The sequence below is a fragment of the Coleofasciculus sp. H7-1 genome (assembly GCF_057473865.1).
In genome coordinates, this window is record NZ_JBYCCT010000042.1 from 120030 (window position 1) to 146344 (window position 26315).

At 47.9% G+C, this 26315-nt stretch carries 22 protein-coding genes and 1 pseudogene; 12 read left to right on the forward strand and 11 right to left on the reverse strand.

From position 1 onward, the window contains the following. Window positions 1–306 precede the first annotated feature (306 nt). Window positions 307–513 (forward strand): glycogen debranching protein, encoded by a 207-nt coding sequence (locus tag AC2VDX_RS11660; RefSeq protein ID WP_378180305.1) that lies wholly within the window; start codon window positions 307–309, stop codon window positions 511–513. A 143-nt stretch (window positions 514–656) separates the two neighbouring features. Here AC2VDX_RS11660 and AC2VDX_RS11665 read toward each other — a convergent pair whose 3' ends face one another. Further along, the gene (locus AC2VDX_RS11665) at window positions 657–1721 is read right to left on the reverse strand and encodes a potassium channel family protein (RefSeq protein ID WP_378180309.1); all 1065 of its coding nucleotides are present in this window, start codon (window positions 1719–1721) and stop codon (window positions 657–659) included. A gap of 220 nt (window positions 1722–1941) precedes the next feature. Between AC2VDX_RS11665 and AC2VDX_RS11670 the strand changes: the two genes are divergently transcribed. Continuing rightward, on the forward strand, window positions 1942–3219 hold the full coding sequence (locus AC2VDX_RS11670) for an aspartate aminotransferase family protein (protein WP_378180312.1): 1278 nt from the start codon (window positions 1942–1944) through the stop codon (window positions 3217–3219). Window positions 3220–3284: 65 nt separating this feature from the next. Here the strand turns inward: AC2VDX_RS11670 and clpS are convergent, their stop codons facing one another. Continuing rightward, window positions 3285–3635 carry an ATP-dependent Clp protease adapter ClpS gene (gene clpS, locus AC2VDX_RS11675; protein WP_378180315.1) on the reverse strand — a complete coding sequence of 117 codons (351 nt, stop codon included), beginning with the start codon at window positions 3633–3635 and terminating at the stop codon, window positions 3285–3287. 266 nt (window positions 3636–3901) lie between these two features. Then, the gene (locus AC2VDX_RS11680; RefSeq protein WP_378180318.1) at window positions 3902–4468 is read right to left on the reverse strand and encodes a hypothetical protein; all 567 of its coding nucleotides are present in this window, start codon (window positions 4466–4468) and stop codon (window positions 3902–3904) included. Between the two features lie 137 nt (window positions 4469–4605). On the opposite strand from AC2VDX_RS11680, the gene AC2VDX_RS11685 reads away from it, so the two are divergent. Continuing rightward, window positions 4606–5625 (forward strand): hypothetical protein, encoded by a 1020-nt coding sequence (locus AC2VDX_RS11685; RefSeq protein ID WP_378180321.1) that lies wholly within the window; start codon window positions 4606–4608, stop codon window positions 5623–5625. 171 nt (window positions 5626–5796) lie between these two features. On the opposite strand, the gene AC2VDX_RS11690 is transcribed toward AC2VDX_RS11685, so the two are convergent. Further along, on the reverse strand, window positions 5797–7818 hold the full coding sequence (locus tag AC2VDX_RS11690) for an FAD-dependent oxidoreductase (RefSeq protein ID WP_378180323.1): 2022 nt from the start codon (window positions 7816–7818) through the stop codon (window positions 5797–5799). 794 nt (window positions 7819–8612) lie between these two features. On the opposite strand from AC2VDX_RS11690, the gene AC2VDX_RS11695 reads away from it, so the two are divergent. From AC2VDX_RS11695 to AC2VDX_RS11715, 5 genes are read left to right on the forward strand one after another with little or no spacing between them, the layout of a single operon-like run. Then, on the forward strand, window positions 8613–9452 hold the full coding sequence (locus AC2VDX_RS11695) for a DUF4142 domain-containing protein (RefSeq protein ID WP_378180326.1): 840 nt from the start codon (window positions 8613–8615) through the stop codon (window positions 9450–9452). A gap of 44 nt (window positions 9453–9496) precedes the next feature. After that, window positions 9497–9637: a hypothetical protein gene (locus AC2VDX_RS11700; protein WP_378180329.1), complete on the forward strand. Its 141-nt coding sequence runs from the start codon at window positions 9497–9499 to the stop codon at window positions 9635–9637. An 18-nt stretch (window positions 9638–9655) separates the two neighbouring features. Then, window positions 9656–9892 (forward strand): DUF2905 domain-containing protein, encoded by a 237-nt coding sequence (locus AC2VDX_RS11705; RefSeq protein ID WP_378180332.1) that lies wholly within the window; start codon window positions 9656–9658, stop codon window positions 9890–9892. A 44-nt stretch (window positions 9893–9936) separates the two neighbouring features. Beyond that, window positions 9937–10260 carry a hypothetical protein gene (locus AC2VDX_RS11710; RefSeq protein ID WP_378180335.1) on the forward strand — a complete coding sequence of 108 codons (324 nt, stop codon included), beginning with the start codon at window positions 9937–9939 and terminating at the stop codon, window positions 10258–10260. A gap of 10 nt (window positions 10261–10270) precedes the next feature. After that, entirely contained in the window at window positions 10271–13555 is a 3285-nt protein-coding gene (locus tag AC2VDX_RS11715) for a tetratricopeptide repeat protein (protein ID WP_378180338.1), read from the forward strand. 135 nt (window positions 13556–13690) lie between these two features. Here the strand turns inward: AC2VDX_RS11715 and AC2VDX_RS11720 are convergent, their stop codons facing one another. From AC2VDX_RS11720 to AC2VDX_RS11740, 5 genes are all read right to left on the reverse strand, one after another. Further along, the gene (locus AC2VDX_RS11720) at window positions 13691–14026 is read right to left on the reverse strand and encodes a DUF4870 domain-containing protein (protein ID WP_378180341.1); all 336 of its coding nucleotides are present in this window, start codon (window positions 14024–14026) and stop codon (window positions 13691–13693) included. 74 nt (window positions 14027–14100) lie between these two features. After that, complete coding sequence (gene lnt / locus AC2VDX_RS11725; RefSeq protein WP_378180344.1) at window positions 14101–15786, reverse strand: apolipoprotein N-acyltransferase; 1686 nt, start codon at window positions 15784–15786, stop codon at window positions 14101–14103. Window positions 15787–15809: 23 nt separating this feature from the next. Next, a complete protein-coding gene (gyrA, locus tag AC2VDX_RS11730; protein ID WP_378180347.1) occupies window positions 15810–18377 on the reverse strand; it encodes a DNA gyrase subunit A in 2568 nt (855 codons plus the stop codon). Window positions 18378–18590: 213 nt separating this feature from the next. Next, window positions 18591–18839, reverse strand: a complete 249-nt coding sequence (locus tag AC2VDX_RS11735; protein ID WP_378180371.1) for a chloride channel protein — start codon at window positions 18837–18839, stop codon at window positions 18591–18593. Between the two features lie 76 nt (window positions 18840–18915). After that, window positions 18916–19047 carry a hypothetical protein gene (locus tag AC2VDX_RS11740; protein ID WP_378180349.1) on the reverse strand — a complete coding sequence of 44 codons (132 nt, stop codon included), beginning with the start codon at window positions 19045–19047 and terminating at the stop codon, window positions 18916–18918. 30 nt (window positions 19048–19077) lie between these two features. Between AC2VDX_RS11740 and AC2VDX_RS11745 the strand changes: the two genes are divergently transcribed. Both AC2VDX_RS11745 and AC2VDX_RS11750 read left to right on the forward strand, forming a co-directional pair. Next, a complete protein-coding gene (locus AC2VDX_RS11745; protein ID WP_378180351.1) occupies window positions 19078–19296 on the forward strand; it encodes a hypothetical protein in 219 nt (72 codons plus the stop codon). 75 nt (window positions 19297–19371) lie between these two features. Continuing rightward, entirely contained in the window at window positions 19372–20292 is a 921-nt protein-coding gene (locus tag AC2VDX_RS11750) for a histone deacetylase family protein (protein WP_378180373.1), read from the forward strand. A 569-nt stretch (window positions 20293–20861) separates the two neighbouring features. On the opposite strand, the gene AC2VDX_RS11755 is transcribed toward AC2VDX_RS11750, so the two are convergent. Continuing rightward, complete coding sequence (locus AC2VDX_RS11755) at window positions 20862–22469, reverse strand: peptide ligase PGM1-related protein (RefSeq protein WP_378180375.1); 1608 nt, start codon at window positions 22467–22469, stop codon at window positions 20862–20864. Between the two features lie 330 nt (window positions 22470–22799). Continuing rightward, window positions 22800–24089: an aminopeptidase P N-terminal domain-containing protein gene (locus tag AC2VDX_RS11760; protein ID WP_378180353.1), complete on the reverse strand. Its 1290-nt coding sequence runs from the start codon at window positions 24087–24089 to the stop codon at window positions 22800–22802. Between the two features lie 317 nt (window positions 24090–24406). Here AC2VDX_RS11760 and AC2VDX_RS11765 point away from each other — a divergent pair, with 317 nt between their 5' ends. Next, window positions 24407–24949, forward strand: coding sequence for a carboxymuconolactone decarboxylase family protein (locus AC2VDX_RS11765; protein ID WP_378180355.1), 543 nt, complete (start codon window positions 24407–24409; stop codon window positions 24947–24949). An 80-nt stretch (window positions 24950–25029) separates the two neighbouring features. Then, window positions 25030–26190, forward strand: a pseudogene (locus tag AC2VDX_RS11770) (adenylate/guanylate cyclase domain-containing protein); the annotation flags it as partial. Window positions 26191–26315: the final 125 nt, after the last annotated feature.

A 26315-nucleotide genomic window follows, 5' to 3' on the forward strand; every position in this document is an offset into this window, starting at 1 on the left:
ATTTTTTGCAGGATGTAACGGGAGGTGTTCTATCTCTTTCGTGGAGGTAGGCTGTGGGGAGCAAAGTGGGTCGATTCCTTAGCCCCACAGAGCCAAAAAATGTAAAATACCTTGGCGTTGCCATTGGATTTGAAGGATGTGACAACGCGACTTGGTATAAGTATTAAATCAGCACCAATCAACAGATTGCTCTTTCAAGAGTGCGAACTGACTTTTTGGAGTGCTTCGCGATCGCAGCGAGAGAGGTAAGCGTTTTTTGTCGAGTTGCAAGCAGTCTATGCATTTAAAATTCAGGGAGAATGCCCGATGACCATTTGGGTAAACGAACAGATCGATCCGTCTGGAATGATCCATGCCTGTATTGCCTGTTGTGATGAAGGGCAGGCAAAAGATTGTCATGAGTCCTACGAGAAGAATTTAACCGATTTCCAAAAACAGGCAGGTTGGATTGCCAGATTGCGAACGGTTGATTCTTGGGATGAGGTGCCAGTGAATTCCCTGAAGCTGGATTAATATTAAATCAGTTTAGGTAGAAAGTGCGTTCGCGTAGCGGATGCTTCTAAACTGATTTACTTGCACTTTCACCCACCGTTCTTTTTACCGATGAGTCGCCGGATCTCCCAAAGTAATAGGTCGAAAACAATAACTGAATGTTATTAGGTATGCTTGGGCGGACGCAGCTTCCGAGAATTAATGGGAATCAGGATTTGGCTGAGGATTCGCAGTTGTTCTGCCGTACCCATGCAAATGAGCAAATCTCCCGCCAGTAATTGAGTTTCTCCCGTGGGACCACCGATGAGGCTGCCATCAGCGCGACGAATGGCGAGAACTAAAGCGCCGGATTGCGATCGCAACCGTGCTTCTCTAAGCGTTTGTCCCACAACAGGACAAGTTTGGGGATCGATCAGGAACTCTTCCATATAAAAAGCTCGATCGGTTCCCGTGAGGATACCATCCACAAAGTCCATCACTTGGGGTCTAAGCGCTGCTGCTGCCATGCGCCTGCCGCCGGTAATATAGGGAGAAACCACGGCATCAGCACCGGCACGTTGCATTTTTTGCACCGCTTCTTCTGTACTAGCACGGGCGATCGCTCGAATGGTGGGATTGAGCGTTTTCGCCGAAATCACCGTATAGAGATTTTCCGCATCCGAAGGCAGCGCCGCCACCAAACAAATCGCCCGTTCAATCGCTACCCTGTGGAGAGTGTCATCCAGAGTCGCATCGCCTTGCACCGCGATATAACCCAACTGTAGCGCCTCCTCTACCGGCTCCACCTGAGAGTCTATCGTCACAAACGGAATGCCTTCAGCCTGAAATTCCAGGGCAACCTGACGCCCCGTGCGCCCAAATCCACAAAGGATATAGTGTTCATTTAAAGAATTTACCAAACGCCGCCGCTGCCTCAGTCGTCCTCCCTCTTGAAAGTAGCCTTGAATTAGGGCTTCTGTAAACCGATTGACGATGTAGCCGATGCTGACTACACCCATCAAAATTAGGGTGATGGTAAACAAGCGACCGCGATTACCCAGCGGATTAGTTTCTCCATATCCCACTGTTGCTAGCGTGATCACAGTCATATAGGCAGCATCTGACCACGACCAACCCTCCACCAGCTTGTACCATAAAGTGCCGAACAGGGCGACACCAAAAAGTGCGATCGCACCGCCAATCAACTCTTTGCGAAGGCGTCGATATTTTTGTTCAAGGGTTGAGTACACCAGTCTTTGTCACCACTGCTGCGCGTTGAACGTATTCCCCTTGTAAAGATAACCGCGCCTGACCCAAGAACGCCAAAAAGAGGTTTGAGTTTTGAATTAACAAACCCTCCCTATTGCCTATTTATGTTTTCTCTTGCGTTTATAGTTCCCGTTAAACAGAACTTTTTGAAAATTCCCTTTAAGATTGCCAGATAAGGATAAAAAATTTCAGGAGTAAGCAGTGAGTTTAGAAACTCTGGTTGAAAATCCCTCAATTCCGGCAGAGTCAGGCGTGTCTGTTCCGTATGACCCAGAAAACTTTGACGCCTCGGTGATGAGTACCTACGGGCGCTATCCTCTAGCTTTAGAACGGGGTGCGGGTTGCCGCCTTTGGGATAGCGAGGGGCGCGAATATCTGGACTTTGTTGCCGGAATTGCCACTTGTACCCTCGGACACGCCCACCCAGCAATGGTAGAAACCGTAACTCGCCAAATCCAGACGCTGCACCATGTTTCTAACTTGTATTACATCCCGGTGCAGGGGGAATTAGCAAAATGGCTGATCGACCATTCCTGCGCGGATCGGGCGTTTTTCTGCAATTCCGGTGCTGAGGCGAACGAAGGGGCAATTAAACTGGCTCGGAAATACGCCCACACGGTCAAAGGGATTGAGTATCCGATTATTTTGACTGCTCACGCCAGTTTCCACGGGCGCACGTTGGCGACGATTACTGCCACGGGTCAACCGAAGTATCAGAAGAACTTTGACCCGTTGATGCCCGGTTTTTATTATGTGCCTTACAACGATATTCAGGCAGTCAAGAATGCGATCGCTCAACTAGATGAAGGCGATCGCGCTGTTGCCGCAATTATGCTAGAAGCCTTGCAGGGAGAAGGTGGCGTTCGTCCGGGAGAGGTGGAATACTTCCAGCAGGTGCGCCAACTGTGCGATGAAACTGGCATTTTGCTGATTTTAGATGAAGTGCAAGTCGGGATGGGTCGCAGCGGCAAGTTTTGGGGATATGAGAATTTGGGGATTGAGCCGGATATCTTCACTTCTGCCAAGGGATTAGGCGGCGGCATTCCCATTGGTGCAACTTTGTGCAAGAAACATTGTGATGTTTTTGGGCCGGGAGATCATGCTAGCACCTATGGCGGCAATCCCTTTGCCTGTGCTGCTGCGTTAACGGTCTGTCAGACTCTAGAACGGGATAATATTCTGCAAAATGTACAAGATCGGGGCGAACAATTACGAGCTGGATTGAGAGCGATCGCATCTAAATACCCCGACCAAATTAGTGAAGTGCGCGGCTGGGGTTTAATCGACGGCATGGAGTTGAAGGCAGATATTGAATTAACTTCAGCTTCGGTCGTTAAAGCGGCGATTGCCGACGGCTTATTGCTGGTTCCTGCAGGTCCCAAGGTGATTCGATTTGTGCCACCGCTGATTGTCTCTGCCGAAGAGGTAGACCAAGCCTTACAAGCCGTTGAACGGGCAATGGCAACCGTGACCGCGTAGGGAATCGGAAAGTTATGAGTTATGAGTTTTGAATTAAGAATGCTCGCCTCAAACTCATAACTCTTTTAAGCCGCCTCTAGGGGAGCCATTGTCAACCCAGCGCGGCTGAGTTGCTCGTGGTATAGTTCTGCCTGCTCTTGGGGACCCACCCAAACAATCGCTTGACCTTCAAAGTGGATTTGATAGGTGTGTTCCCAAGCGCGATCGCTCGTCATCTCAGGGATATACTTCACCAAACAATCGTGAACGTGTTCAAACGTATTAAAATCATCGTCCAACACGATCACTTTGTAATTAGGATATAACTTGCGGACAACTTGACTAGATCGTTCAGGAGCTTGAATCGGTGTAGCGGCGGTCGGGAAAGTTATACCGGAGGCGATCGCGCCAACAGCGGCTGAAAGTCTCCTAGTCATAAGGCAGATTGCGAAAAGACCTTAACAAAATTCATTTACAAGTATTTTGCTCTATTTTAACAATCCTTAATCCCCGAAAGTAACTGGTCGAGTCAGAATAATCGGGAGCATCCCGTGAAATTGGAAATATACTCCCACAGGCTAGAAGCCTAGGGCTAGAAGAACGAAGCCTGACGAGAGCAGGCTAATAAATAGCCTGCTCTCGTCAGGCTTTGTTTGTTTAGCCGCGACATTAGTCGTCGGACATTAGTCGTCGGACATTTTTACTAGAAACGCCCTACCAGGAATTGTTCAAAGCGTTGTACAAATCCAACCGCCAGCTGTACCAGAGGCCATCCTACCAAACAAATCAACGCCGAATTGCGAGTGCTAATATCTAACCCTTGGCGTACTGCTACAATCACAGCCAGCAAACTCCAAACGGCTAGCACCCGTTCAATTGGTTGTCCTAGCAAAGGAATCAGCGTTAAGAAGTTCAGCACTTGCGGAGCATAAGCAAAGCCAATCGGAATCATCAAATCCCCATAGCTAACGTGATTTGGTTTTCGCCACTGCCCGATCTTCCAAATGGTGAGAGTCCAGAAATAATAGCCTCCCACAATGCTAATCCCATCAATCAGAAGCGCCAGCAGCATCACGGGAAGCGTTGCTAGATTAATTAACAAAATGACTGCACTACCCAAAACATGGGACAGTGCTGCTAAAATCACAATAGTTTGGGCAATCCGATACGTTTTAGGCGTATTCCGAGCATTTTCATAAAAATTTCCATCCAAAGCAAGTGCATTCCAAAGGGTCGTGCCCAAACTTACTTTTGATTCCTCGCTGCTCACGTTGAATCCTTACTACTCACGATTGATGACAACTTTGATAGAATACTGTGTCAGGTAGCCAATCACCAAAAAATTTCACTTCCTGACTAAAATTAACTGACTTAAGACAGTAACAGTAGGCAACTAGACATTCTTGAATGCTGCGATTGATTTGGCGGATACTTGTATGGCTTCGGGGGGAAACCTTGAAGCTGTTGCTCCTAGCGGTAGTTATACTCTTAATCTGGGGCATTACCTCGCCAGTAGGGACTCTAGTCTGGTGGCTGGAACAAGGGGCAGAAACTTTAGGTTTGAAGAAAAACCAAATCTTGATCTTGCCACCTAACAATGACTCAAATCTTGTCTCCGAATCCTCCCAAATCAATTGTTACATTGTCTTTCTGACAGGAGTGGGAGATTTTTCTGCCAATGAATTAACGCCTGGAGAAGAAGTCTTTCTAGACGGTATAGTTGAGGATCATCCTAACTGCGTAGCGGTAGGAGATGTTTTCCCCTACTCAGCGGAAAACAAGGGTTTAGGAGGACAGCGATTACTTGCTCCTGTATGGCTCTTTGCGAATCAAACAGATGGTTGGTTAGGAGTAGCCAGCGTGCTGATCAAAATCCGCAATCTCTGGCGATTTGCTATTTCCGCTGACCCTCGCTATGGCCCCATTTATAGTCAGGGGATTGCCAATGCCATCATTGAGCGGATGAATGATCGGCAGCCCATTTCCCGCAATGAAAGTCAACCGCTTAACATTATTCTCGTCGGAACGAGTGGCGGTGTACAAGTTGCCTTGGGTGCGGCTCCCTATCTTAACCAATGGCTAGGCACAAAAATCAGTATCGTCTCTGTTGGTGGGGTTTTTAATGGCAGGATGGGCTTTCAGGCGATCGCTCGTTTCTATCACTTGCGAGGGCGTCGAGACTGGGTTGAGGATCTAGGCGGTATTGTCTTCCCCTCGCGGTGGCTGTGGAACGTGAGTTCCCAATTTAACCAAGCTCGTTTGCAAGGGCATTATACAGCCCGTATCAGCGGCCCCCACACTCACGATGGCCCTGAAGGCTATTTTGGTCTAGAAGTTGCTAAGCCGAAGAACATCACTTATGTAGAGTTAACCCTCCAAGAGGTTAATCAACTTCCTATTTGGTCGCTAGAGAAGCCAGAAAAATAAGTAGGCGGATGCGATTAAATTGAAGATGTTCGTAGGGAATGGAAAACACAAGTAAACCCAACACCTGCATGGGTTACGCTATCGCTAACCACTACTACAAATAATTAATCCCGCCTACTTAGTCATAGCTAATGGCTAAGCTAGAAAATAGCCATTAGCTATTAGCAAATATTACTTCCAATCTTCCCAATTTTGGTTGAAAATTGAGGTATCTGGAAAGGCAGTCGGATTGCTATTCTTATCCAATCGACGTTTCAGCGCTTCTAGTTGTGGTTCGGCGCGTGGCAGTTCATCCACTAGCTGATAAGGCGCGATCGCATTTTCTAGGGCAAAAGCGGCTGTCGTTCCAGCAGCTGCCCCCGCCGACCATTCAAAAGAATGCACTCGATAGGCGGCGGCGGCAATGTGACTGGTAGCAATACTTTTACCTGCCACTAGCATATTGTTGATTTTTTGGGGAATCAGCGCTCTGAGAGGGATTTGGAACGGATAAGCTTGACCTGCACCCCGTCGTTCACCTTCCCGTTCGGTGTTTCCTGGAGTTTCTGGAGGGCTTTGGGTCATGCAAGGATGGAAGTCAATCGCATAGTGACCGATGCCTACAGCGTCGGGATAGATGGTGGAACGAGTGCGTCGCATGACTTGTTCCGGCGGCTTGGTGCCGCTAAGTACAGACGCTACTTCCAGTCCTGCAAGCGCTGCCTGTAATCTCCGATAGGTATCGGGTGACAATGTTTGACGGTAGTAGTCGTCTTTGTAGTTACGGCGAGAAATATCAATTTCCCATAAGGTAAATCCTTGGGGATAAGCCAAGGTGGGGCGTCCAATAATTCGCCGTCCTTCCCGCATATAAGGATACTTGGATAACCCATGCACTGTTCCCATCGGAGAATCTAGCCCACTCACGTAGCGGTTATTGGGTTTCGCCTGCTTAACTCCTGGGCCGAGTTGAGAGTCGGTAGTTCCAGCAACCAGCCAGTAGAAATATCCTAGAGCGTTTTCCTCTCCTTTTCGGAGGGTTTGTGTCCGCAATCCTCCCATCCATTCTCCAGGCTGTAGCTGTCCGGCGGCTTGCAACTGGTCGCGGGTATAAATTAGGTTATCTTCGGCGGTTCCTGGGCGGTAGTCGTTGCCCCACGTCCAGTTTTGCATGGAGATGTCGCCGGGAGTGGGTGCTGTATAGGTGGCACCCCCGAATTTGACCTGTTCGCCAGCTTTCGGACTCCAAATCCGCCGGTAGGTGAATACTAGCCCAAAGTCCGCCAGTCGCTTTAATTCATAGCTGTAGTAGGGTTCATATTGAGAATAGAAGGGCGGCGGGGTATGGGTTTGCGGCTGTTTGGTTGCCTCCATTGCAAAGGTGTAGGTAAAGCCTTGGGTGCAGTAGCGATCGCCCGTTGCACTCGAAGAAGAAGGTTCCAGGTAAGAACGCGGATCGATACCTAGCCGGTAGGGAACGTCAGCCAGGGCAATCAGTTCGCCGGTTTCTGATGCGTCAACGACGTACCAATTTGGGGCATTTCCGGATGCTGGCTTTTTCGCTGGCTGCGGTACAAAGCGCACAATGGTTTTTTCAAACTGAGGCGAGTTCTCGTAGCGATAAGAATCCTCAATTGTTTGGGATAGCGGTAAGGTGTTGAGAGGGGATGCGCCTTTCGTTGGGCGATGCTGGATAGCGATCGCACCTTGAATCAAATTCCCCGCTTGGTCGAGATTTAGTTCTTTGATTACTGTCGAGGGAAACCATTTCAGCTTGCCTCTGCCTCTTTTGGCAGCATCTTGCAATTGGTCAAACAGCAGTTTGTGAGCATCGCGGGGAAGAAAGCAGGATTCACTTACCCAACAATCGCCGGGGTTGAGTTCTCCATATTTACGATTAATTCGCTGTCGCAAGTCCAGGTAGCCGCGAGAATATAACAGCTTTTGCCGTTGGGTGGGGCGTTCATCCAGTGCGGAAGTTCCCTGTGCGGAAATTTGTCCTCCTACCCAGTCAGTAATTTCGGTGAGGCAAACGGTTCGCCCCGCCAATAAGCCTTCGTAGGCAGTCGCCGCACCGGAGAGTCCACCTCCAACGACCAAAATTTCACACTGGACTGTTTGATCGGGGTTTCTAGGGGGTGCTGCAAAAGCAAGTGGAGTGAATGCTTCTAGCAATGTTAAGCCTAGAGTCAGGCTAAGGAGCGATCGCTTCATGTTTAGGCGTTTGTTCAGCTTCTACGTATATCTAGCTAGCTCTCAGACGCTACCACTCTCAATTTGTTCATTGCAAGCTTTTCTGGCGGCACTCAGAGCAAGCGATCGCTCTAGCGTATCCCGAAAAGGCGATAAATATCTCTCTGCTCGAATCCCTCTGTTGAATTAGATGGCGATTCAAGCCAGCAGTTGCACTTTTCATTTAGCTAGCAGTGCGGCTAATTCCCGCTATTAGTAGTGCTTCGGATTTTGATTGCAGTAGCTCTGCGAATAAATTCTAATTTTCTGTGAAATCAGTGAATCAACCTCTATCTAATGAGATGTTTTTTGTTCTCAAAATACCTTACTTTAGCCTAGTTTTTAATTTCGTTCTCCTGTATAAATCCGAACAAGAATAGCTTATCTTCAATTTTTTATGAATGATAAATCTTTATCAAAATTAAGTTACGATTTAGAGCAAGCTAGAAATTACATCTGATAGATACCGCGCTATAATGTCTTTTTTGGAATTTCCCGTAAAGCTACAAAGTAATCTTTAGCGGCAAGTAGAAATTTTTAAGAGTAAATTGATACGATTAGCTCTCAGGGTAAGCAAACATATCTAAAGAGAGAGGTAGTTTATGAAAGGGTGAGCAGTATTAAGAGTAGATGTATAGCTGCTCAGATGTAGATGATGGCTGAGTAGAAAAAAAAAATTTAGTGCATCAAGCCTTTGCTGAATTTGTTAGCTCTTTTTTGGCTAACGAACCTACTGAAAGCCCTAGCAAACAAGAGCATTTTCTGGAGATTCAACCATGATGAAACGAACAACAGCAACTGCTGCCCTTATAGCAGTCGGATTATTTACGTCTCTGGGCTTCTCAGCCGTAGCTCAGCCCACCCGCCCAACGCCATCAAACCGACCGGCAACGCCGTCACGCAGTAGCCAGCTGAGTGCCCTAGACAGGCAGTTTGTTATGGACGCCGCCCACGGGGGAATGGCAGAAGTACAACTTGGAAAACTGGCTTTGAAGCGGTCAACAGACCCGAATGTAAAGCAGTTCGCGCAGCAGATGATTCAGGAACATACACGGGCGAACCAAGAACTGATGCAGTTAGCTGTCCAGAAAGGAGTCACTCCTCCAACCACTCCGGGACCAAAGTATGAAGCAGCAATGATGCGGCTGATGCAGATGTCTGGAAAGAGCTTCGACCAAGCCTATATGATGGAGGGCGGGCTGAACGGTCACTTGGAAAGTGCGGCAGTGTACCAGCGTCAAGTTGGGCTGGGACAAGATGCCGATCTGAAAGCGTTTGCTGGCAAAATCTTGCCAAGGGTGCAGGGTCATTTAGAAATGGCTGCGTCGATGACAGGTGCCAGCGTGGCTGACAGAAACAATGCTATGCCTGGAATGTCTGGTATGCAGATGAACCGGGGTATGCAGATGAACCGGGGGATGCAGATGAAGCCGGATATGCAGATGACCCCGGATATGCAGATGAAGCCGGATATGCAGATGACCCCGGATATGCAGATGAACCGGGGTATGCAGATGAACCCGGATATGCAGATGAAGCCGGATATGCAGATGAACCGTGGGACGCAGATGAAGCCGGATATGCAGATGAACCGTGGAACGCAGATGAACCAGTAGCATCGGGCAATACTAAAGAGCGATCGCATTTTCCTCTCTTGAGAGTGCGATCGCTCTTTTTTGGGCGTTTATTTTGGCTGTTTGATAAAAAAATTGCCAAAGTGTTCATTCTTAGGCAGAATGGGCGACAACTCCTTTTGGAGGATGCCACGATTGAAGAAATTCGTCAGATTTTAGATGGTTGAATATTGGTAGCAAGACCGATGGAAAACATTGGTAAACTAATTTTCGGTACTGGTATTGTTTTAGTTATTGTTGGTCTTTGCGTTTGGCTGTTTGCAGACAAATTAGCATGGTTTGGTAATTTACCAGGCGATATTAAGATTGATCGCCCTGGTTTCAGCCTGTATGTCCCGATTACAACGATGATATCGATCAGTCTTGGATTGAGTGGTGTGATGTGGCTGATTAGCTTAATTACCAGATTATTTCAACAATGAATAATACTGTTCTCGCGCAGGTAAAATGCCTGAATTAAGAAGAAATGGCAGATATTCAATTTGAAGTTCAAGGACAAGATGCAGTTGCCGCAACAGAAGAATTACTCTCAATTTCAGGAGTTTCCGGGAATTACGAAACTGAGGGCGAAGCTGAAAGAGAAGGCACTTTAGCAACAATTGGTGTAATTGTGGGGATTGTCGGCGGCGCGATCGCGATTGCCGAGCAAATTCGCAAGTGGTATCAGCAATATAAACAGGGTAAATCTGGCAAGAAAATCGACAAGGTGCTGCTGATATCCCGCAGTGGCAAGCGGTTGTTGTTGGAAAATGCCACAATCGAGCAGATTAAGGAAATTCTAGACGAGTGACGCCACGCTTATGCAAACGCTCCACCTCGACCTCAAGCTAGTTGTAGATAATTATGTGGAGCTGCGTTACTTTTTTGACAATCCCAATGATTATCAGCGGCGATCGCTTCCTCTGTCAGATATCGCAGACCTGATTCAGCTAGCGGAACAAGATTATTATGTTCGCTTGGCGGTGGATTATGCTGTCACTGGGCGAAAACTATATAACTGGTTGGATGGAAGCGATCGCTTTCTGCAACGGTTGCTGGATCGGCATCGAGGTGAGGGAATTGTTTTAGCGATCGCGGCGACGGAAAAACTCGCCCATCTGCCGTGGGAAGTGCTGCACGATGGCAACAGCTTTTTGGTTGAGAGACTGCCTGCGGTGGTTCCGGTGCGGTGGGTATCATCGGATGCGGTGAAGAAGTTGTCCCTTGAGGCGGAACCGGAAAATCGGGCGCTGCAAGTTTTATTTATGGCAACCTCTCCGCTAGGGGTGGAACCCGTGCTGGATTTTGAGGCGGAGGAAGGGCGAATTCTAGAAGCGACAGCGAGGCAACCTTTAGCGCTGACGGTGGAAGAAAGCGGCTGTTTGTCTGAGTTGGGCTATTTAGCTAACGATTACGGTAAGGGGTATTTTGACGTATTGCACCTGACGGGTCATGCTACCTTTGCCGATGGGCAACCTCGCTTCATTACAGAGACAGAAACGGGGGAAGCTTACCTTGCCAGCGCTGCCGATATCGCCAAAGAGCTGCAATTTCGACTACCTAAGCTTATTTTCCTATCGGGTTGTCGCACGGGGCAAGCAGGGAAGTCGGGGGCTGTGCCTTCGATGGCAGAAGAGTTGCTGAAGTCGGGTGCTAAAGCGGTTTTGGGTTGGGGACAGACGGTTTTAGACCCTGATGCTACGGAAGCAGCAGCAGCGTTGTATCAAGAATTGGCGGCGGGAAAGCGACTAACCGAGGCAGTCGCCTGTACCTACCAAGTATTAATTAAGAATAAAGCGCGGGATTGGCATTTGTTGCGGCTGTACGTCGCTGGAACTTTACCAGGGGAGTTAGTCACGCCCTTGAGAACTCGCGGGCGTAAACTAGCACCACCACCGACTGTTGCTACCCAGTTTTTAGATCCTGCCGGAAAGGTAAAAGTCCCGACTCGTGAAAGTTTTGTGGGTCGTCGCCGTCAGTTGCAAAACTGTTTGAGGGCGCTTACTCAGTCGCCTGATGAGGTGGGGGTGTTGATTCATGGCATGGGCGGTTTGGGCAAAAGTAGCCTTGCCGCACGACTGTGTGACCGACTCCCAAATTTTGCGCGAGTGGTATGGGTAGGGCGCATAGATGAGCCTAGTTTGGTGAGTCGTTTGGCGGAAAAGTTAGAGGATAAGGAACTGCGGCAGGCGCTACAAGACCCCGATGAGGCGTTGAAATTCCGGCTGCGGCGGGTGTTTCGGCAAGATCCCCCCAACCCCCCTTCAAAAGGGGGGCAAGAGTTGCTGCCTTTTTTGCTGGTGCTGGATGACTTTGAAGTGAATCTAGAACCCCGTGATGGTGGGTATGTGCTGCAACCGGAAGCAGCAAGTGTTTTGGAGGCATTAGTCTGGGCAATTCGAGAGACTAATGCCCTCCACCGCTTAATCCTCACCTGCCGTTACGATTTTGATTCGGTTCAGTTGCAGTATTTCTATAAGCAACCGTTGGAGGCACTGCGAGGGGCGGATTTGCAAAAAAAGTGCGATCGCCTCACTGCCTTTAGTTCTGAATCTCAGGTAGATGAGACGTTGAAATTGCAAGCGCGAAGGTTAGCGGATGGCAATCCCCGCTTATTGGAGTGGTTGGATAAGATTCTGCAAGCACCCCGCCCCCTAGCCCCCTCCCCGCAAGCAGGGAGGGGGGACAATGAAAGTGTTGATGCGGCTGCGATTCTCAATCGTCTGGAAGCCGATCCGATAGAGTTGCGGGAGCAAGTTTTGGCAGCAGCGCTGCTGGAACAGATAGACGAACCGATGCGGCAGATGTTGTCGCGGGGGTTGGTTTTTGAGTTGCCAGTACCGAGGGAGGCTATAGCCGCAGTTTGTGAAACTATCCCTAATCTCGAACAGCATATCAATCGGGCGGTGGCGTTGGGACTATTGGAAGTTAGCTCTGATTCTTCGCTACGAGTGCCGCGCATTTTGCCGCTGAAGCTGCCAGAAGATGCAGAAGCTTTGCACAAGCAGGCGGCTAAGGTGCTGTATCGTCTGTGGTGGCTAGAGACAGAAAACCCAATAGAAGAACGAGAACGGGAAATTCATCGCTTAGCCTTTTCAGGGAAAGAAGCAAAAATAGCTTCAGATATGGCAGCAGTTCTCACAGTTCGTTGGTTTAATCAGAGTCGGTTTCGGGAAGCGCAAGATTTGTGCAAATCTACCTTGGAGCTGGATGAAAATTACCGCGTCTTGCATCGATTAGCACGGTCTGAGAAAGAATTAGGTGAAATTAATTTAGCACGGGAACACTATCAACAAGCTCTAGATTCTTGCCCGGAAGATGACGAACCAGAAAAAGCCGCTATTATTCACAATCTAGCTGAGATTTACGCCAATACTGGGGAAATTGAGCAAGCGATCGCTTACTATCAGCAGTCTTTAGAAATATTTGAGCGCATTGGTAATCTCCAAGGGAAAGCGGCGACGTTGCACTGTCTAGCTAATATCTACGCCGATACTGGGGAAATTGAGCAAGCGATCGCTTACTATCAGCAGTCGTTAGAAATATTTGAGCGCATTGGTGATGTCCAAGGGAAAGCGGCGACGTTGCACTGTCTAGCTATTATCTACGCCAATACTGGGGATATTGAGCAAGCGATCGCTTACTATCAGCAGTCCTTAGAAATAGAAGAGCGCATTGGTGATGTCAAAGGGAAAGCGGCGACGCTGCACTGTCTAGCTATTATCTACGCCAATACTGGGGAAGTTGAGCAAGCGATCGCTTACTATCAGCAGTCCTTAGAAATATTTGAGCGCATTGGTAATCTCCAAGGGAAAGCGGCGACGTTGCACCAACTAGCAAGTATCTACGCCAATACTGGGGATATTGAGCAAGCGATCGCTTACTATCAGCAGTCCTTAGAAATAGAAGAGCGCATTGGTAATCTCCAAGGGAAAGCGGCGACGTTGGCAATGCTGGGGCTGTTATTAGCAACGGGGAAAGGAAAATTTGACACAGCACTGGATTATTTACAGCAATCCCTAGAGATATTGCAGCGTCTCCAATCACCCGACGCCGCGACAGTGAGGCAAGCGATCGCCAGAGTGCAAAAGCTAGCAGACGCCTAAAGAATTTTTTGAGTTGTGAGTCAGCGCTTCAGATTCCCGACTTCGTAAGAGTTGTCGGGAATCTCGCCTTCACGAATCATTTAGGATTGCTATAGTAAATCTGGATCTACACCGAGCGATCGCTATTCTTTGCGACTACACTAAGCGAAAAATAAACGGGTAGCGGTAGGGTTGACTAGGATCGGCAAGAACCTTAATCAGGGCAATAATTGGCATTACAAAACTGGCAATGCCCAATGCAACCAGCAGCGGTATACCAATGACAACAAAAATTAGCGCTGCATAAATAGCTGCATAGATATAAAGGTTGATGTGGAAATTGAGGGACTCTTTAGCATTTTCTTTGACAACTGGATCGTCGGTGATGAACAAAATTGCAATCGGTATGCCGATAGACACAAGCGTGGAACTAAAAAAGATTGCTCCATGACACAGCCCAGATAATAGCTTCCGCCGATCTAAATCATCCATATTATTGCTCCCTCATCTAGCCTGATATTTTGGCTCACTCCTTGATGGTACATCCTAGAAACTTGGGGTTGCCATCATATTCCACGCTGATTATCTCGCCAGAAGATATTGAAGAACCAAGCGATCGCTCCCAACACCAATAAAACTGGTGTTAACCAATCGCCCCAACGCACATATAAAGTCTGAGTTTGTCGCCGGTAAATTGTTGCTACGTGTAGCTGGTAAGTATTCATTTTAGATATCCATAAGGTTCTCCCGTGGGGATCTATAACACCAGAAAATCCAGTATTTGTAGCGCGGACAGTCCAGCGATCGCTTTCAATTGCCCGCATCAAATCTTGAGCGTGATGCTGAGCCATCATTGATGAGGTGTAATGGGCATCATTAGATGCTGTGAGGATAAATTCCCCACCCGCAGCCGCCTGACGCCGGAAAAGTTCGGGAAAGGCGGAATCATAGCAAATACCCACAATGGCACGACCAAAAGGTGTATCAAATATTTGATTTGTTTTGCCAGGAATTAGGTGAGCATCGAGAGGAGAAAGTTTGTCAATTAGTTTTCCTAAAACTTTTTCAAAGGGAATAAATTCTCCTAAAGGCACTAGCTTGGTTTTGTCGTAGCGGCTAAAAGTTTCACCAGTACCAGTAATCGTATAAAGACTATTTGTATAATCATTTCCCTCTTCCCCAAAGGTTCCTATCCAAGCAACTACACCTTTATCCAAAATTGCTTGTAAAAAAGAATCTCGAATCCAACTTGGTTGCGTCCATTGGACGGGTAATGCTGTTTCTGGTATTAAAACAGCATCAACTCCTTCGTCGGCTAAAGTTGTGTAGCCACTGGTATAGCCTTCTATGGCGCGACGCCAGCCAATGGGATCGAATTTGAGTTTATTGGGAATATTGCCTTGAATAATTCCTACTTTTAAGGCGGTTTGTGGAGGTTGAATCAAGGGACGGCTATACAGTCCAAATCCGATCAGATGTAACGCTACTAATAACCCAGCCGCAATGCCTAAATAACCTGGATGGAGAACGAACCGCGTTAGCACTTTAGGCGCAAAAGACGCAGAGGAAAGAGTGGAAAAATCTGTTATGTGTCTTGTATTTTGCTTGCGGTTAATCCATGCCTCGGCAATTAAGCCATTAACAGCTACAATTGCTGCGGTTACTGTGTTAGGGCCAGAGATTTGACCAAGGTGCAAAATGGCTAGGTTGTGAGGACTTTGGGTGTAAGCAAGGGAAGTCCACCATAGCGCTCCAGAACCCCAAAGGCTTTCAAGTCCGCACCACAAAGCAACGCCAATCAAAAGACGAAGAAAGGATGAAGAAGTTTTGCTTTCTGGCTTGCAGAGAAAAGCCATACCAGTTGCCCAAATTGCAACTAATATGGCTCCCCAAAGAGTGATGAAAGTCCAACAGAAGAAAGCGATCGCTAAACTTGCCACCCAGGGAACCCCCAACCACGTCATCGGGTGAATTCCGGTAATCCAAGATAAAGCGACGCCGTGATAGCCAATCCCCCAAAGTAAAGGGAAAAGATAAAAGTAAAAGGGCAAGAGAAAGAATTTTTTATCTTTTTGTTTATTCTGCCCTTTTACTGCTAACTTTTTACTTTCTTCAACGACTAACACCCACAAAGGAGCTAAGGCAATCCAAGCTAGATACCATGCTCCCACTGGTGCTGTAGTTAGCCCCATCAAGATGCCACCAACAAGAGAAATTAAAAAGGCAAAATTAAAAATTAAAAGCTTTTTCATTTTTAATTTTTAATTTTTAATTTTTAATTCTCTACTACTTCATCCTCATCACCCGTTGAGGGGGGAACGAGAGCAACAGCCGCGATCGCATCATCTTCATCCAGCCGTTGCACCCGAACTCCAGTTGCCATCCGGGATTGCAGGGAAATCGCATCGGTTGCTTGACGGATGATAATGCCTCGGTTCGTCACCATCATTAGCTCATCGCCTTCATTGATCACCCGCAATGCGGCTAGTCGATCCTTCGGCTTCCGGAACTTCGTGGCGACTAACCCCATCCCGGCGCGATTTTGCAGGCGGAATTGGGAAACCGGGATTCGCTTACCGTATCCACCCATTGTAATCGCCAACACCCACGGCCCTTGACCATTGGTGATGGGAGCGTCTTCACCTGATGCTTCCGATGCTTCCGATGCTTCCGACTCCTCACTCTCGACGATGCTCGCAACGACTTGACTTGGCAAGATATCCATGCTAATCAGTTCATCCGCATTGCGGAGAGCCATTGCCCGAACTCCTCGCGTGGCGCGACCGAGGGGACGCAGTTGCTCGTGATTGGTTCTAAAGTGAATTGCCATTCCTTGCCGCGATCCGATGATGATGCTATCATCGGCTCTCGCTCTTCGCACCCAGCGCAGTTGGTCGCCTTCTTCCAAAGAAATGGCAATCAAGCCATTTGCCCGAATATTGCCGAAAGCAGACAGTTCTGACTTTTTGATGTAACCACCCTTCGTCAGCATCACCAGATATTCATCGCTGGTAAACTCCGTAACCGGCACGATGGAGGTGATTTTCTCGTCTCGCGGGATGGGCAGCATTTGCACAATCGGGATACCCCGCGCTGTGCGAGACGAGGCTGGGATTTGGTACGCCTTGAGGCAGTAAACGACACCGCGATCGCTAAAAAATAGAACGCTATCGTGGTCGCAGCAGGTGAGGAAATGCTCAACGCCATCATCCTCTTTCATGCCAGTGCCTTTCTTCCCTCTCGTATTGCGGCTTTGCGCCTCGAAGGTGTTGACTGGCATCCGTTTGATATAACCCTGCTCTGTTAGCAGAATTAACGCTTTTTCGTTGGCAATTAAATCGGTGTCATCGATCTCACCTTCCGCGTGTTCGATCGTGGTTCGTCGCGGTGTTGCGAAGGTGGTTTTGATTTGCGACACCTCATTTTCAATGATTTCCAGAATGCGACTTTTGTTCGCCAGAATATCCTGCAAATCGGCAATTTGCACTTGTAACTCTTCGTGTTCCAAGCGAATCTTTTCTGCTTCCAGTGCTGTCAGGCGTCGCAACTGCATCTGCAAAATTGCATCTGCTTGCGACTCAGACAACCCGTAAGTCTCCATCATTTCAGCCTTAGCGGTTGGGGTGTCTGCGGCTCTGCGGATTAGCTCAATCATCGCATCCAGGTGCAACAGGGCAATCAGCAACCCTTGTAGCATATGGTCTCGCTCTTGTGCTTTCCGCAATTCGTAGCGGGTGCGACGGGTGATGCACTCAATCCGGAAATCTAGGAAAACGCTGAGGAATTTCTTGAGACTGAGCAACTGGGGTTCCCCATTTACCAGCGCCAGCATATTCGCCCCAAAGTTTGCTTGGATGGGCGTTTGTTTGTAGAGGTTATTGAGGACAACGCGGGGATAAGCTTCTCGCCGGAGTTCTACGACAATCCGCATTCCATCGCGATCGCTTTCATCCCGAATATCGGCAATTCCCTCCAACCTCTTCTCATTCACCATTTCGGCAATTTTCTCAATCAGCGCCGCCTTATTTGTTTGGTAAGGTAACTGAGTGATAATGATTGCTTCCCGGTCAGGACGCCCCCGATGTTCAATGGTTTCTATCTGGGCGACGCCCCGCATTGTAATCGAACCGCGTCCAGTCGTATAGGCTTCCTTAATCCCAGAAACTCCCAGAATTTGCCCACCTGTGGGAAAGTCTGGGCCAGGGATATACTGCATCAACTCGATGTCGGTAATCTCTGGATTGTGGATCAAGGCGACCAATCCAGAGATTAACTCTCCTAGATTGTGCGGGGGAATGTTCGTTGCCATCCCCACCGCAATCCCAGAAGAACCATTGAGCAACATCTGGGGAATGCGTGCGGGTAATACCAGCGGTTCTTGCTGGGAACCATCGAAGTTATCCCCAAAGTCTACGGTTTCCGATTCAATATCCTGTAGGAGGGCAACCCCTGTGAGGGCTTGCAAGCGGCATTCGGTGTATCGCATTGCCGCTGGTGGATCGTTGTCCACCGAGCCAAAGTTGCCGTGTCCGTTAATCAGCGGGTCGCGCATGGAAAAATCCTGCGCCATCCGCACTAGGGCGTCGTATACCGCTGTATCACCGTGAGGATGGTATTTACCCAGCACTTCCCCCACCACACGGGCACACTTGCGGAAAGGTCGATCGTGGGTAAGACCCAGCTCATTCATGGCGTAGAGAATCCGCCGGTGTACAGGTTTCAGACCATCCCTAGCGTCTGGGAGTGCCCTACCGACAATCACGCTCATCGCGTATTCTAGGTAAGACCGGGACATCTCGCTCCCTAAATCCGTGGGGATAATCCGCTCCGGGGAAGTGGTCATACTGTGAGAAAGCTCCAAAAGTATAGAAAAATGGCAGATAATATGCAAAAGCTTGCAATAACTTCCGCCTTAATTCCAAAGAATGACAAATTCTATTAAAATTTTATCACATTTTGAGCTTTCTTGGTCATTAGTTAAGGCTTAATTGTTAATGGCTAATCGTTCGTGGCTAATAATGGGTTTTGCCATTCGCCACGAACAATCTTCAATCTTTCAACTGACTGTGGTTACTCGGCTCTTCGCTTCTTGGTTCGTCTTGAGTTGAGCTGTAATCAGAGGTACTTTGGGAGCGAGAAAAAAGCCAATCAAACTGGCAAACAAGACGGGCGTTAACGGACTGATGTTAGTTAATTTCGTCAAGAGTAAAGTCGTACTTACAGGCGTTCGCGTTACCGCTGCATTGAAAGCCGCCATGACGCAAATCATGGTAAGGGCAGGATTCAGTCGCCCTGACTCCACAATCGGGCGTAAAAATTATACTTTCTTAATCATAAATTGAATCATAAGATACAAATTATTGATGTTAGTCATGCAGAAGTTATCTACGCCGATCGGTTTCTGCTGCATGATACAGGCGAAGTGTGAGGGCACGGACAACGCAGACGGCATTTGGAAATTTAAGCCTCAAGACAGTGTATGCCTCCCCATAGAGGAGTTTAAGCTGAGTCACATACAGTTAAACCTATTTGGGCAAATATAGATGAGCGGTGAACAAGTTTCTCAAGATGAAGAGATGAACGAACAAGAACAAGCAGTTGACCCAGAAGTGAAAGAAGCGATCGCCAAGATCAAACAGCCTCCGTCAATCAATGAGACTCTGATGAACCTAGAACCAGAGGAACTGAAGAATAACCCAGCGGTGTCACCTCAAATGTACAACGAAGGTGAAGATTTGAGGGATGATTTGAAGCGCGATTAAGCAAGGTGCAGACAATGCCAGAAAGCATTGATGCTGCCTGTTATCGATCCTGCTGCTGCCAACCTTTCTCGGACTATGTTGCCTGTAATCTACTCAGATGAGTTTCTCGATCACGACACGGGTCGATTTCATCCAGAACGACCAGCACGCCTGACTGCAATTGTAGACGCTTTAAAGGCTGCGCCTTGGGCATCTCAAATTGAATGGCAGCTACCAACGCCGATAGAGAAACGAGCGATCGCGCCTATCCTACAACAAGTCCACACTCAACAACACATTGAGAAAGTCCGGCGGATTGCCGAGAATGGTGGCGGATATTTGGATGGTGGCGATACCCTCGTTTCCCCTCGGAGTTACGATGTGGCAATGCTTGCAGCCAGCGCGTGGCTGGATGGGGTGGATCGCGTCCTCGCCACCAATAACCCAGCTTTTGTGCTGGCACGTCCCCCCGGACACCATGCGGAACGCAATTATGGGATGGGGTTTTGTTTATTTTCCAATGCAGCGATCGCCGCCTACTACGCCCTCGAACAACCCAGCATCAATCGCGTTGCCATCCTCGACTGGGATGTTCATCACGGCAACGGCACCCAAAATATTGTAGAAACCCACCCCCAAATTGCCTACTGTTCCTTGCACCAATCTCCTTGCTATCCCGGCACCGGAGAAGCCTCCGAACGTGGCAACCACAACAATGTGCTGAATCTACCCATGTTTCCCGGCAGTACGGTAACTGATTACCAACCGCTTTTTGAGCAGAAGATCGTACCCTTTTTAACCAATTTTCATCCAGATTTGTTGATAGTCAGTGCCGGTTATGACGCGAATGCAGATGACCCATTAGCTAGTATTAACTTGCAACCGCAAGATTATGGATTATTTACCGATTATTGTCTGCAAGTGACTCGTCGCATTGTTTTTGGTCTTGAGGGCGGTTATGACCTCTCAGCATTAGCTAAATCTGTTCTATCGACGATTGAGCGATGTTTAGTATAGGCTTTTTGCGCTCAGTTTTTGCAGCAGATTTTGACAGAATAAAACAGGACGGAGGAGTGAGGATTGAGGACTGAGGATTGAGGACTGAGGATTGAGGATTGAGGACTGAGTAATTAATAGTTTAAAGCACCATTATTTACATTTTCGTAGGTTGGGTTGACATAGGGAAACCCAACACCTGTAAGGGTTACGCTATCGCTAACCACTACTACTAGCTTGGCAAGGCTAAAATAGTGGAATAGATTGTAGGTTGGGTTGAGGCACGAAACCCAACAGTAGCAAGAGTTTTGTTGGGTTTCACTATCGTACCACTACGCGGAAGCAAGCTACAACCATTCCCTACATTTTTAGCCTTGGCACGCCACTACAAATAATTAATCCCGCCTACTTATTTAGTTATGGAGAAGGAGAAAGAATTGTTTCTCTTGTGGCGCAGCCCGAAGAAATCGCATCATTACTTCCAGCGCCGACTTTAGCGTTAAGGGGTATACTCAGTCCGTGCTTCGCACCGCAACGCTTAACAGCACTTTTACCTCAGTCAGTCAAGCGTTGCGCTGACTCAAAACTCTTTAGCTTTTTCCAGTCCAAGCAATGGGAGGACTAGGATAGGATGCCGAGTAAAAAGAACTAGGACGAGTTTTAGTTTCTTCGTCTAGGACTTTCACAACTTTGTTGTAAATTTCTTCTGCCTGTTGCAGGGAATCACCAATACTGGTTAATCCCAGCTTGCCGAACTCGGAAAGACAACCCATGAGATGGAAAACGGTGCCGGTTTCTGTACTGGTATCAAAGTGCAGCCGCTGGTGGGCAATAATATCCATCAAATCATTTGGCAACAGCCCCACATAGCGTTCTTTTTGGAGGTTGTCGGTAGCAACATAGTATTTTGGGCGACCTTGTTGGCTGTAGAACAAACCTGTGGAAGTGTCATAGCGACCGTTAGTTAAAAACTTGAGGGTCATAAAAGGATGGGTAGTACCGCCCTTTCGCAGATTGATTTCAATCGCTTGGATGTCCCACTCACCGCCAGATTTTTCGGGGTGATGGCAGGCGATAAAATCCACACCAAAGCGTTCTAAAGCTCCTTTTTTTGCCAGGTTTCGCCCCACACGCAATCCTAAGTCCTGCAAGCGCAGTCGGTAAGTTTCATCCGCTGGGAAGTTGCAACCTAGATAAATCTGACCATCTGGACCACCGAGAATTTGGTCGTGAGTGGAGAGAATTTCTACCTCTCCATTGGGGTCGATGCGACCTTGAACGCTGGGCGATCGCTTGTGGTCTCCTTCAATAAAAGCTTCTACAATTGCCCCTAACTCTGGGATACGGCTGGAAAAATTTTCCCAAGTTTCTGCTTTGGCTTGAAAGCTTAAAGAGGAAAAGCGATCGCTTATCGCGGCTACCCTTTCTGCATGAGAGGCTTCTCCTGGCGCTACATTTTTGATCGGTCTTAGATCCAGTAGCGCATTCCCCTCGCCGGAAAATCCTTCATTGAGTTTGACAACCATTCGCTTCAACTGCGGTTGGCGTTCCCACAATTCTGCTGCTGCTACGCCCAAATCTTCGGCATTCCAGATACTGTCGCTGCCATCGGGATGAGGAACCCCGCACTCTGCAAAGATTTTCCGGCTGCCGCTTTTGGTTCCCCAGGTGAGTAAATCGGGATCTAGCGCCAGAAGCGGAATGCCTATCTGTACTGCCAAATCTCGCTCTAGGAATGTGGAATTGTAACAGATCATGTAAGATTTTTCGGGACGCAAGGCTTGTCGCATCCGCTCCATCAAGCGAGGGCGCTCTAAAATCTTTTGAGTGAGAGGTTTGGCTGAGGAATCGTAGGTAGAAAATAGTAGCAAGCGATCGCGGGCATGAGAAAACGGAATTCCCGGCAACAGCTGCAAGTAGTAATCAATCACAATCGGCGGTAACGGCTGCGAAGTTACATAAATCAGCCGCGTGCGCGGGTGTCGCAGGCGAATCAAAGAAAAGAGCAGCCGCTCCTCATAATTGAGAAAGCCCTGAATTTTGAGCAGTTCCCGCTGATCGAGGCTGACAGAAGGAATCACTAAAATATCGTAGTCATCGCTGTCGAACAAATCGACTCCCTGCCAGCGATCGCGCAGTTGGTCTTGAAGCAGTCGAAACTGCTCCGCCTGCTTAGAGGAATTATTTACACCTGGCATTACCATAAACCCCGCCTTGCTCCCAACGCTGCCCCTATCAGCGATTTTACCCAGATAGAGGGGAAAATATGGGCTTTACGACACAAAACTGTAATTCTACTTGACTGATGGCAGCCAGTTGGAAACGAACAAACAGATTTCCCCAAGCTTCAACCTGGCTAGCTATATTCAATGCACTCAGACGCAGAGGTTTACACACCAAATAGCAGAGTTAACGCTTCCCCTTGGCGTAACGAGAGCGCTATCCTTTGCGCCCCTTTGCGTTAAAAAACCTCCTCACTAAACCCGTGGACTTAGGGATATTGATGAAATTTAAAGTTTAAATCCCATCTACTTGGGAACCGCCGCCGTTAGCACCTCATGTCCTGACTCAGTAACTAACACATCATCCTCAATACGGATGCCAATGCCACGCCACCTGTCATCAATTGCCGGTTGCCCCTCGGCTGGTTCTACATCCAGTCCAATATATAGACCCGGTTCCACTGTTAGCACATGACCGGGTTGCAAACTCTGCCAGACTTCTTCCCCGTGCTTATAAACACCGGCATCGTGGACATCTAAACCCAGCCAATGTCCGGTGCGGTGCATATAAAAGGGTTTGTATTTCTCCTCTTTGATAATTTCTTCAATGTCACCCGCGAGGAGTCCCAAATCCATTAAACCTTCGACCAAAACGCGCACTGCCGTGTCGTGACATAAGTTGTAGGGATTTCCGGGTTGAACTTGCGCGATCGCCTGTAACTGCGCTTCCAATACCAGGTCGTAAAGCGTCTTCTGTTCTGGCGTAAACTTGCCCCCGACTGGGAACGTGCGCGTGATATCGCCGTTGTAGTAGTTGTAGCAACAACCAGCATCAATCAACAGTAACTCGTTATCCAGCATCTGCCGATTATTCTCAATGTAGTGCAGCACGCAAGCATTCGCGCCAGAAGCAACAATTGTGGGATAAGCTGGCCCCATTCCACCCCGTTTTCTGAAGATGTGTTCTATCTCCGCCTGCACTTCGTACTCGTAACGTCCCGGTTGCGCGAATTCCCGCGCCCAGTTGTGGGCTTCTACTGAGATGTCAGCCGCACGACGCATGAATTCTAACTCGGCTGGACTCTTCACCAGTCGCATCGCATGAAGCACCGGATTGGTGTCTTCAATGGCAATTGGCCCGGTGCCGCGCTTGGGATAACCCGCCATCAACCGCTGCCAGTGGGTGAGGATAGTATCATTGAAAGCGCGATCGCGTCCTAAATGATAATAAATCCGATCGGCTTTTTCTAAATACTGAAGCAGTTTCTCATCCAGTTCCGCAATGGGGTAAGCTTCATCCGCCCCATAGAATTCTTTTGCCTTTTCCACCCCGACGCGATATCCCGTCCAAACTTCCTTATCTCGTTCCTTCGGCTGCACAAACAATACAAATCGGTGTTCTGCATGGTGGGGCGCTAAAACTGCCACCGCCTCTGGTTCATTAAATCCGGTTAAGTAATAAAAATCACTATCCTGCCGAAAAGCGTACTCAACATCGTTGTGCATGACAGCCACTGGGGCACTCCGAAAGATGGCAGTGCCGTTGCCAATTTTAGCCATCAACTGCTGGCGACGCGCTGCGTATTCTGCTTGCATAATCTCAATTGCGTAGCTTTGTTTTTCTAGGTGGTCGAGTCAGGAGAATTGACCAATATATTTTCAAGGTTATACTATTGGAGATTTGGTAACAAATCTTTATAGGGTGTAATCGAATACAACTCAAATTGTACTTTCTGAATCGTTAGCGATTTTTCCAGGGAGTAGGCTGCGCGATCGCGAATAACTGCATTCAACGGAAGAATACTCCCGATCGACTCTTGCATCTATTGAATGAAAACAAAAATATTCAGATAACCAAAAAACACCGCTTGCATCTCGCGCAGTAATTTTACAAACTAATGCTAGAGGCAATTATGGCTCACTTTCCCCTTCAGGAACCAGATGAAGTCACAGATTCAAAGGTAAAAGCAGTATATAACGAAATTTTGTCTGAACTAGGGTTTGGCATCATTCCCAACATTTTCAAATCAATGGCGATGAATCCCGATGTGCTGGAAGCGAATTGGAAAAAATTCCGCGCTACCATCCTGCAAGGAGATGTGCCCCGCACCCTGAAGGAAATGGTGGGAGTTGCTATTTCGCAGGCTAACAACAGTCCCTATGCCCTCAACGTTCACTTGCATGGATTATCAGCTCTAGGAATGAGCGAAGAAGTTCTTCGGACATTGGTTTCAGACTTTGCTGCCTGTCCGCTTCCCAAGCGCGAAAAAGCAGTCATTCACTTTGGCTTACTTGCCGGTACTAAACCCCACGAACTGACCGCTAAAGATTACCAAAATCTGCGAGAGTTGGGGCTAGATGACTCAGAAATCTTCGAGATTATTGCGACTGCTGACTTATTTACTAGCATAAATCGATACACAGACGCGATCGCTCTCGAAATTGACCAATTGTAAATTGCCAGTCTTCTCGTGAGTCCGTATTTTCTTGAGAATGTAGTTCATTAAATTTCAGGAAAAACAGAATCATCCTTATAATGGGCAACACCCATGACTGTTTCCCTCAGTTTGATAGTAGCAATGAGCTAGAAAAACAAGCTCGCGAACCACTACTGCTGATAGCCCGCCGTCTGCTTGCGGAAGCCCAAGCTCTTTCCAGCCGCATTGCCGCTGTCAATGAAATTGCCACAGCGATTAACCGCACCCTGAATATAGATGAGATTTTGCGGGTTGTCGGTAAACAAGCCAAATGGCTCTTGGATTTCGAGCATTGTAGCGTCTATATCTGCACCGACACCAGTTCTTGCCGCCTGGTAACGCTATTTGGCAATCCTGTAGAGTTGAACGCCACTACTGTCGCACAGGACAGCCCTCTAGGGCGTGCCATGAAAACGGGTCAATCGCAACTAATTCGAGAAGGTTCTACAGCAGTTTTTCTGCACTCCTATGCTTCCCAGCTTTTTGTGCCCCTACAAAGCGATCGCCAAGTCATTGGTACTATCAACTTTGCTACTACACAAGCGCACGCTTACACTCAAGAAGATTTACGCATCAGCTATTTACTAGCATTGCAAGTATCGGCAGCAATTCGCAACGCCAGTGGCTTCACGCAATTAAATCAGCTATATGCCCAACTAGAGGCAGAAAAACGCAAATCTGAGCAACTGTTATTGAGCATACTCCCTGTAGATGTAGCCGATGAATTAAAACGCACTGGCAAAGTTAAACCCGTGCATTATGAATCTGCCTCAGTGTTGTTTACCGACTTCAAAGATTTCACTCAATTAGCCGAACAACTCACTCCCCAAGATTTAGTCGATGAATTAGATTATTGCTTTTCTTGCTTCGATATGTTGATTGAAACGCACAAGCTAGAGAAATTAAAAACAATTGGTGACAGTTATATGTGTGTTGGAGGAATTCCCACTTCTAACCGCACTCATGCCATTGATGCTGTACTCGCCGCCTTACAAATTCAAGCCTTTATGCAATGGCGGCGACTCGAAAAAATCAAAAATAATCATCCCTATTGGGAAGTCCGCATCGGCATCCATTCAGGAGCATTGCTAGCGGGTGCCATCGGTCATAATAAATTTGCGTATGATGTTTGGGGCGATACTGTTAATACTGCCTCCAGGATGGAATCCTGTGGTGTTTGTGGCAACATTAATATTTCAAAAGCCACGTTTGAGTTAGTGGGACTTAAACAAATTTTAACCCCAAACAAAGCCCAAACTAGCTTTATAAGCAAAGAATACGTTCTGATTGTGGTTCAACCACTCAATAAAACGAAAAGACATCGCTGTACGAAACGCCTCTATTG